Origin of the sequence: Atribacter sp. (assembly GCF_035418125.1) — a bacterium.
GTDB lineage: Bacteria > Atribacterota > Atribacteria > Atribacterales > Atribacteraceae > Atribacter > Atribacter allofermentans.
On the sequence record NZ_DAOLQM010000062.1, the window covers coordinates 1 to 9,218 of the forward strand.

The window sequence follows — 9,218 nt, forward strand, 5'->3', positions numbered from 1 at the left end:
TTATGATCACTATTCAATCATTATTCAATTCATAAGAAAAGAATGACGATTTAATGAATTACATTATTATACAATTTTCTTTATTGAACACTAACTTCACTTTTGAAATGTCGGTATTTCGTTAATTGAAATTCTTTGATGGCTTCAAATTGACCTGAAAGTCGGATATCCTCTGATGATGAACCAACCATTACATTGAAAAGACCTGGTTCAATAATTAACCGCATATACTCATCATAAAAGGCCAATTGATCAGGAAAAAGAGTAAATACAATGGTTCGTTCTTCGTCAGGTTCGAGATGTATTCTCTTGAATCCTTTCAACTCTTTAACCGGACGAACCAGGGAAGCGATCGGGTCTTGGATATAGAGCTGTATGACTTCATCACCAGCTTGATGGCCGATATTTTTCACTTTACATTGAATTGCAATTTTTTCCAGCGATTTAATTTCTTTTGGAGAAATATTCAGGTCGGAATATTCAAAGCGGGTATAACTTAAACCATGTCCAAAGGGGAAGAGGGCTTGAGCATCGGTAGAAATGTACTGGTTAAAAGCTAAGGAAACTCGATTGTAATACACAGGGAGTTGTCCCAATTCTTTAGGGAAGGAAAAAGGAAGCTTTCCTCCGGGATTATAGTCGCCAAACAAAACGTCAGCTATTGCGTTGCCTCCTTCTTCACCTGGATACCAAGTTTCAATAATGGCAGGAATATTTTCTTTTTCCCATTGAAGCGCAAGAGGTCGGCCATTAACAAGTACCAAAATAATAGGCTTATTCAAACGACTTAATTCCCTTAAAAGCTTTCCCTGCATACCCGGAAGTTCTAAGTCTGAACGATCGCTGCCTTCACCGGATATGGATTGTTGAAAGAGACCGCTATTCTCACCCATAACTGCAACAATCACTTGAGCTTTTTTGGCAATTTCAAGAGCTTCTTCGAAGCCCTCTTGAGAATTTCCGCTGAGATCACATCCTTTAGCGTAAAGTACTTCTCCTTGGGGGAGTTTATTTTTAATACCTTCGAAGATATTTACAGTATTGACCGAATCCTGCCAAACTGCCTTTTTACCTTTCCAGGCTTGCACGCTGGGAATGTGGACTGAATAGCTGTAATCTCCATGGAGGTGAAGACCTTCCCGGGCATTTGGACCAATGATAACTAAAGTCTTAAGATCTTTTTTAAGAGGGAGTAAACCATCGTTTTTCAGAAGGATTATAGAAGCTTGAGCTATTTCCAGAGCTAATTGACGATTTTCTTCAGGATCCAAAAGAGATGGCACCAGAACAGGGTTAATATATATCTCATCCTCAAAAAGACCTAAATGCAGTTTGGCGGTCAATACTCTTCGGACTACCTCGTTAATCAGCTCTTCGCTAATTAATCCTTCCCAAACTGTTTCAAGAAGAGGCTCACCATAACAAATCGTATCAGGAAGCTCAATATCAATACCAGCTTGCAGAGCTTTCTGGGCAGCTTCTTTGGAGTTTTGAACGACATGATGGAGAGTTTCAAGCATTTTAATTGCTTCGTAATCGGATACAACTATTCCAGAGAATCCCCATTCTTCACGGAGGACCTTGGTAAGAAGGAATTGGGAAGCAGTGCAGGGAATTCCATCGATATGATGATAAGCATTCATAACCGAACCAACCTGAGCTTCTTTTACTGCAACCTCAAAGGGGAAGAGAAAGACTTCTCTTAATTCTCTTTCTCCTGCCCGGGCAGGTCCCATATTTCTTCCTCCCTCAGAAATGCCGTAAGCAGTGAAATGTTTGGCGGTGGCCATGACTCCGGTTTGAAGGTCCTCTCCTTGAAGCCCTTGAATATAGGCAACACCTAATCGCGAAACTAAATAAGGGTCTTCACCAAAAGTTTCCTCGGTTCTACCCCAGCGAGGATCTCGAGGAATATCCAGGACTGGTGCTAAACCCTGATGGCCTCCCATACTACGGATTTGTTTTCGGATAACGGCGGTCATCTTTTCAACCAACTCAGGACAAAAAGTACTGGCTAAACCAATTGCCTGGGGGAATACTGTAGCCCCTCTTCCGGTAAGTCCGCTCAAGCACTCCTCATGGATAATGGCTGGAATCTGTAAACGAGTTTCTTTTTTAAGAAAACGTTGGATTGCGTTTCCTATTTCTGCAGCAGTTTGGGGTTCGGCATCTGGATCGCCTATCAGGCGGGTAATTTGGCCAATTCCATGACGCAGGAGATCATTGGCTTTCTTAGAAGAAAATGAGCCGTTTTCCACCAATTGATAAGCATGAACCGAACCTAACTGGGCAATCTTTTCTTCCAAAGTCATTTGTGATAGAAGATTTTCAATCATATGAATTTCTTTTTTCATAGGATAATCACTCCAAATTGATATTTTTAAGATTAATTCCAAGCAAAACTATTTTTGGTAGAGATGACATTTCACTACAGTACCATTTAAAGAGATATCTTCGGGAATTTGTTGTTTGCAAATATTTTGAACTTCCGGACAACGGCCGGAAAATTTACACCCCTTGCGAAGGTATTCTTCTTTTTCTTCCAAAATTTTAATGGGAACTTTTTCTGGTATTTGAGGATCCGGTTGAGGGATAGATTCGATAAGGAGTTTGGTGTAAGGATGTTTCGGATTCTCCAACACTTGGTCAACCGGACCGATTTCAACAATATTTCCTCTAAACATGATGGCTATCCGATCACTGATATAGTAAGCAGTAGCCAAGTCATGAGTAATATAGATTACACTCACCCGAAAAGAATCGCTCATTTTTCGAAAAAGATTTACTACCGACATTCGCAGAGAGGCATCAACCATCGATACTGGCTCATCAGCGATAAGAAGTGAGGGATTGGTTAAAAGAGATCGGGCGATAGATGCTCGTTGCAGTTGTCCCCCAGAAAGTTCACCGGGATATTTTCCGGCGATATCGCAAAGAGATAAACCAACAGCTTGAAGTTTTTCCTCAATTAGCTCCTCAGCCTTTTTCATGCTCTTGTCTAAACGGAAGTTTTGGATGGTTTCAAAAAAATAATCTTCAACTTTGCGTAGTGGATTAAAAGTTTCAAAGGGATTTTGGAAAACAGCTTGAACCTTTTTAAACCAGGCTTTTTTATCTCTCAGCTCAACCAGATTTTGATTTTCATAAAGTAGCTCGCCAGCGGTCGGATATTCAAATCCAAGAATCATTCGGGCAGTCGTCGTTTTCCCGCAGCCACTTTCTCCAGCCAGAGTGAAGATTTCAGCTGGTTGAACGGAAAATGAAACTCGATCCACCGCGGTAATTTTCGTTCGAGAGAACAATCCTCCTAAGGAATATATTTTGGTTAGATTTCGTGCTTTAAGAATTGCAGTCACATGATTCCCTCCTTAGCCAGCAAGCAACTTTATGGTTTTGGGTGCTGTTATTAAGGTCGGGTACTTTATCTTGACAAAAGTCAGAAATTTCAGGACATCTCGGATGAAAAGGACATCCCGATGGGGGATTGAGGAGAGAAGGAGGGGCGCCAGGCACACTTTTTTTGGGCATTTTATCTCCAATCCGAGGAAGAGAATGTATAAGAAATTTAGTATAGGGATGAAGAGGATTGGAAAAGATTTCTTGAGTCGGTCCTACCTCAACAATTTTACCGGCATACATAATAGCCATACAGGTAGTGATATTAGCGTGAATACCCATATCGTGAGTCACTAAAACAATAGTATTTTTGATTTCTTGCTGGATATCCCGCATAAGTTGGAGAACTGCTCTTTGAGCTACGACATCAAGAGCCGTGGTTGGTTCATCGGCAAGTATTACCTGGGGCTTCAGCAAGGCGGAGAGAGCAATAGCGATTCTTTGTCGCATTCCTCCTGATAATTGATGGGGAAAAGCATCTAAAACCTGAGGTGAAAGCCCTAATTGTTCAAGATGTTGGCGAGCTAAAGAAAGAAGTTCGCGACCGGCTTTTCCTCGAACGTGACTTTCCAGAAAATCCAAATAGGTTACCTTCAGCTTTTTAACCGGATTAAAAACACTCATCGATCCTTGGGGGATATAAGAGATATAAGACCAGCGTAACTCTCGTTTCTCCTTCCCGTTAAGGCTGAGTGCATCGATAAAATTGTTTTTAATCAAGTAACTTACCTTTCCTCCAAATAACTGAAGAGGAGGCTCAATAGAAGCAAATAAAGCTTTGAGAAGTGTAGTTTTCCCGCAACCGCTTTCTCCGGCAATACCATAGATTACGTTTTCGGGGATACTTAGGGTCACGTCATTAACCGCTTTTATTGTTTTCTTTTTTCCCAGGTATTCCAAAACATAAAAAGTCTGGAGTTGTTCAACTTCGATGAGTCCATTCATTATTTTGCTCCTATTCTCTGAATCCTCATCCTGGGATCTAAATATTCACTCACGCTGATTGAAAACCAGTAGAGAGCGACTAAAAGGAGGATGGTTAAAATTACTGGGGTTAAAATCCACCACCAGTGTCCAAGAAGCATGGCTTGATAGTTAATTGCCCACTGTAACGTCGTACCCAAGGTAGGAATATCCAAGCTGACCAAACCGAGGATTGCTAAAACAATTTCCATCCCAATAGCCCAGGCTATATTATTGATAAGGGTTGAGAAAATTAGAGGAATGGTTAAAGGGAGATATTCTTTACTTACCAATGAGAGAGTGCCATTTCCAGAAAGAACTGAGGTTAGGGTAAATTCTCGTTCACGAAGGCTTAAAACTTGAGACCGGATGGTTCTCGCGTCCCATGCCCATCCGAAAAAAGCTAATAGGAGACCGGTACTCACTAAAGTTAAAGCTTCGCGCAATAACATAGCAACCAGGACTAAAATCAGAAATAAAGGGATAACTAACAGTCCATCAGTTATTCCCATCAGCACTCGGTCGTAAATGCTCCCTTTGTATCCAGCTATGAATCCGACCAGGACTGCAATGACTCTTGAAATGAGTCCAGCAATAAGGGCAATTATAAGCGAATTGCGTATGGCAAAAGTTGCCTCCCAAAAAACATCCTGGCCCTTAGAATTGGTTCCCAGTATATTGGACCAAGACGGAGCTTTATCGCGTGGAACCTGTAGCCACTCAATGGGGTCATAAGGAGAAAAAAATGAGGCTACGGCTAAAAAAGATAAAAAACAAATAAGGATAAAACCTACAGCAAATCGATAATCTTTAAAAAGGTCTTTTAAAACTCCCATATTTTACCACCTATTTGTGTCGGATTCTTGGATCGAACAATGGATAGAAGAGATCTAAAATTAGAACCGCTGTAGTGATAGTGAGTATAGAAAGAACGGTAATCCCCATAACCAGGTTATAATCACCTCGGGTTACTCCCCGGTAAAGGAGCAAACCGATTCCTGGATAGGAAAATACCATTTCAACAATCAAAACACCGCTGAATACCTGTCCCAAAGCTAAGGCCAACTGGGTAATTTGCGGTAGCATGGCGTTTCGTAATACATAACGATAAATAATAAATCTTTCTTTTACCCCTCCGGTTTGAGCATATTGAACATAATCTTCTCTTTTTACATTTTGAACCAGGAGTTTCATTTGTTGAAACCAGACAGCACCGCCAAGAATGACCAGAGTCATTGCAGGAAGAAAAGAATAGCGCAGTATGGTCATGATGAATCTCCAGTTCAGAACAGTTCTCCTTCCTAACATCATCCCACCAACCGGAAAAAGCTGCCAAACATAGGCAAAAAGGATGAGGACAATAATACCGAATATATAATGAGGAATTGGTCTGATAATCATGATGAGAGCATCTATAATTTTAGACCAGTTTTTACGAGAAAAATATCCGGCAATACCTCCTAATATGTTTCCCAATATCCAAGATATGAGAGTGGAAGTAGCGAAAAGTCCAATGGTCCAAGGAAGATAGGTTTTAAGGAGTTCAGAAACTGGAGTGGGGAACTGGAAAAAAGATGGACCGAAATCTAAGGCAAAAACTCTTTTCCAGGTAGTTATATATTGTTGAAAGAGAGTCCCTTTTAAACCATAAAGTTCCTTAAGTGTTTCCATAAGGCTTTCTACCGCTGTGGGATCCAAGGTGGATCCTTGAGACTGTATTTGAGCGATCATTTCTAAAACTGGATTTTGACCAGTCAAGCGGGGTATAAAAAACACTGCAGTGATTCCACAAAAAATGACTACGATATATTGGATTATCCTTGGGACCAAATAATCTCTGAAAAATCTCATGATTTACCCCCTGATGAGATACCCTGGTGATGGATTACCAGGGTATCTCAAAGCGATTGATATTATTTTTTCTTCAACAAGGGAAGCATGTATTTAAGATTTGGCCAGTGGTGATAGGGTTGACTGTAAGGATTTTCTGCTCCTGGCCAGTTTACCCAATAGGTTTCATCCCAGGCAACAGCACCACAATAACCATAAGTTGGTATAGTTGGCATTTCTTCGACTAAGACCTTTAAAGCTTCAATTCCTAATTCAACAGTTTCCTCAACGGCAGCAAATGGATCGGTTTTTTCTAGCTTTTCAATGATTTCGTCTAAAACCGGATTGCACCATCGGGCTGCGCCACCGGGTCCAAGTGCTACTGGTTCTCCAATTGGAGTGAGAAGACGTGAATGCCAGGGATCGAAGGTTCGAGAAAGGTCAACACCAGCACCCCAAGGTTCAGCAGCTGGCCATTGTGTGGAAACATCAAACTCACCATTAAGGACCAAAGTATTGAAAGCTTCAGTTGGTCCTGCTGAAGCATCAATTCCGAACTTCCTCCATTGTTCAGCAGCAGCATTGGCATTTTTCAACTGATGATGAGTAGGACTGGGGTCAGAGAGAAGGTTAATTTTCCATGGAGATCCATCGGGCAAAAGCCATTTTCCGTCTTCACCTTTAGTAAAACCGTTTTTCTTGAGTAATTTTTCAGCAACATCCGGAGCGTACTTCCACCATCCTATGCCGAATAATTCTTGTATTTTGGCTGGATCATCCGGTATTGGATAGCCTCTTTCTTTAGCGGCTTCTACAATTCGATTAGGAACATCAGGATCATAGGGTTTGAAGGTTTCTCCATTACCCAAATTAAGTTCGAAATCTTTCAACCAATCCTGCATTGGAATAAAGAAAGCTTCTAAATAAGCAGGAACTGGAGGGAGATGGAGATTGCTAACCGGTGCCATCAAGTCGAATGCAATCGCCATATAGTCGACAATGTCAATTGCCAAGGTTAAAGCCCAACGCACCTCTTTATTGTCGTAGGGTGGTACCAGGTTGTTGAACATAATCCCGGTAATGCACGGATCAATGTTGACTACCCAAGGCCAATCTCTCCGCCAACCACGGGCAGCGTCGCTTTTGTCTAAAACAGCTCGCAGCCCTTCTGGGGTATGTTGAGCCATGTCTATTTCATGACGGAGCTGGGAGAGAATCTTTCCTTCTTCGCTTTCAAACCATTGGAAGAGAACGTATTTCGGTTGAGGCTCTCCAAAAAGTTTCCCAGTTGGTGTTTTATCCCAATCTTCTCTTCTTTCCCAAAGGGTCCAGAATCCAGCTGGATCATAATCAAACAATACATAGGGACCATTGCCCACCGGAGGATTGTATTCATAGGTCAACTGGTCTTCAACATTTTCGAAAATATGCTTCGGCATGATCCGGAGGCATCCCCACCGATCTAAGAAATGGGTATGGAAACGAGAGTTTGGAATTTTAAGGTCCACTACCACAGTGAGGTCGTCGATTTTAGAAACCTTTTCAACATACTGGACCATTGGTCCATGGTAGAGGAGCCCTTGAGTGTTGATGTGGATGTCAATGGTAAAAATAACATCATCGGCAGTGACCGGAACTCCATCGCTCCAGGTGCAACCTTCACGCAAATTGATGGTCATCTGAGTGAAATCATCATTATAAACTGGAAGACCGGCAGCCATACCAGAGATGATTTCTCCAGTAGCGTAATCAACTGTCCACAGTGGTTCCAGGAGGAGCTGTTGGATTCCACGATCCTGGTTTCTCCAACCAGCCCAAAGGTTGAAGTTATTGGGCATTCCAACCCGGCCGGTTAATTGGTCAACAACTAAGGTTTCTTCTCGAGAAATTCCAGCTGGGAGTTGTGCCGAGGCAACGAAAGACACCAACAAAAGCATGCCAAAAACCAATGATAACCATATTCCCCACCTATACTTCATTAAACTTTCCTCCTTTATATTTAAAACAACCTCCTAAAAAATTAATTTTTTAAACACAATTTGCTTTAGTTTTTGTAAATATATTTATTTCCTCTGTTAGATCCTAAAAAATCATAGAAATTTTACTACAATTATTATTCAGTTTTTTTAGTAAGATTATCCCAGGTATACAATCGACAAGGTAAAATGACCTTTCTTCTATCGCCTCCTTTAATGGTTTCTATAAGCATGGTTGCTGCTAATTTTCCCAATTCTTCCAGTGGTTGCTCAACAGTTGGAAGAGGTGGATCAGTATATTTCACCGCTTCAATTCCATCAAATCCGACAATGTCTAAATCTTGAGGAACAATTAGGCCTTTTTCTTTAGCAACTTGAAGCGCTCCAATAGCCATTTTATCGTTAGCAGCATAAACCGCAGTTGGATAAGGTTTTTTTTCGAGAAGTCTTTCCATGGCTGTTCTTCCGCTGAGACGTCGGAAGTTGCCTTCAATAATATACTCTTTTTTTAAGGAAATGTCATGTTCAAGAAGGGTATCGACATAGGCTCTATAACGTTCTTGAGCATGGAGATGATCCATCGGACCGCGTATATGGGCAATGCGCCGGTGTCCCTTTTTGATTAAATAAATGATTGCTTCTTTGGTGCCCCCATAATGGTCAATGTCAATGTAACTGACTCCTTCACCATCAACTTTTTGATTCACGATAACAAAAGGGAAGTTTTCCTTCACCAGATCACTCACTTCAGAATAGGAAATTGGCCAGTGAGAAAGAATAATCAGCCCTTCAAATAAGCGGTTATGGGCAATATCCAAGAACGCAGTTCTTTTATCCAAAGGATGTCCGTTGTAGAATTCACCTTTGACTAGCATCTGGAGATAGTATTCATGAGAGGATACTGCAGTGAGGAGACTGTTAATCAACTCTCCATAAAAGGCAGAAAGCTTACCTTGTTCTTTTATAAAGGCACAGAGAAGGACGGTATTGGTTTTTCCCTTAATCAAACTTCGAGCTAAGATATTGGGATGATAGCCGAGCTTTTGTGCTGCA

The 9,218-nt window shown here is 41.3% G+C and carries 7 protein-coding genes; all 7 read right to left on the bottom strand.

What is annotated here, in order from left to right; translation table 11 throughout:
• Nucleotides 1-80: 80 nt before the first annotated feature.
• Nucleotides 81-2,354: a glycoside hydrolase family 3 N-terminal domain-containing protein gene (locus PLK24_RS04910; RefSeq protein ID WP_324476856.1), complete on the bottom strand. Its 2,274-nt coding sequence runs from the start codon at nt 2,352-2,354 to the stop codon at nt 81-83.
• 48 nt (nt 2,355-2,402) lie between these two features.
• Nucleotides 2,403-3,356, bottom strand: coding sequence for an ABC transporter ATP-binding protein (locus tag PLK24_RS04915; RefSeq protein WP_324476858.1), 954 nt, complete (start codon nt 3,354-3,356; stop codon nt 2,403-2,405).
• The gene (locus tag PLK24_RS04920) at nt 3,340-4,341 is read right to left on the bottom strand and encodes an ABC transporter ATP-binding protein (protein WP_324476860.1); all 1,002 of its coding nucleotides are present in this window, start codon (nt 4,339-4,341) and stop codon (nt 3,340-3,342) included. The genes PLK24_RS04915 and PLK24_RS04920 overlap by 17 nt, the downstream gene beginning before the upstream one ends.
• Entirely contained in the window at nt 4,341-5,195 is an 855-nt protein-coding gene (locus tag PLK24_RS04925; RefSeq protein WP_324476862.1) for an ABC transporter permease, read from the bottom strand. The genes PLK24_RS04920 and PLK24_RS04925 overlap by 1 nt, the downstream gene beginning before the upstream one ends.
• Nucleotides 5,196-5,205: 10 nt before the next feature.
• Nucleotides 5,206-6,210, bottom strand: a complete 1,005-nt coding sequence (locus tag PLK24_RS04930; protein ID WP_324476864.1) for an ABC transporter permease — start codon at nt 6,208-6,210, stop codon at nt 5,206-5,208.
• A 62-nt stretch (nt 6,211-6,272) separates the two neighbouring features.
• Nucleotides 6,273-8,168 (bottom strand): ABC transporter substrate-binding protein, encoded by a 1,896-nt coding sequence (locus PLK24_RS04935; RefSeq protein WP_324476866.1) that lies wholly within the window; start codon nt 8,166-8,168, stop codon nt 6,273-6,275.
• A 134-nt stretch (nt 8,169-8,302) separates the two neighbouring features.
• On the bottom strand, nt 8,303-9,218 hold a 916-nt coding region (locus tag PLK24_RS04940; RefSeq protein ID WP_324476868.1), incomplete at its 5' end, for a LacI family DNA-binding transcriptional regulator.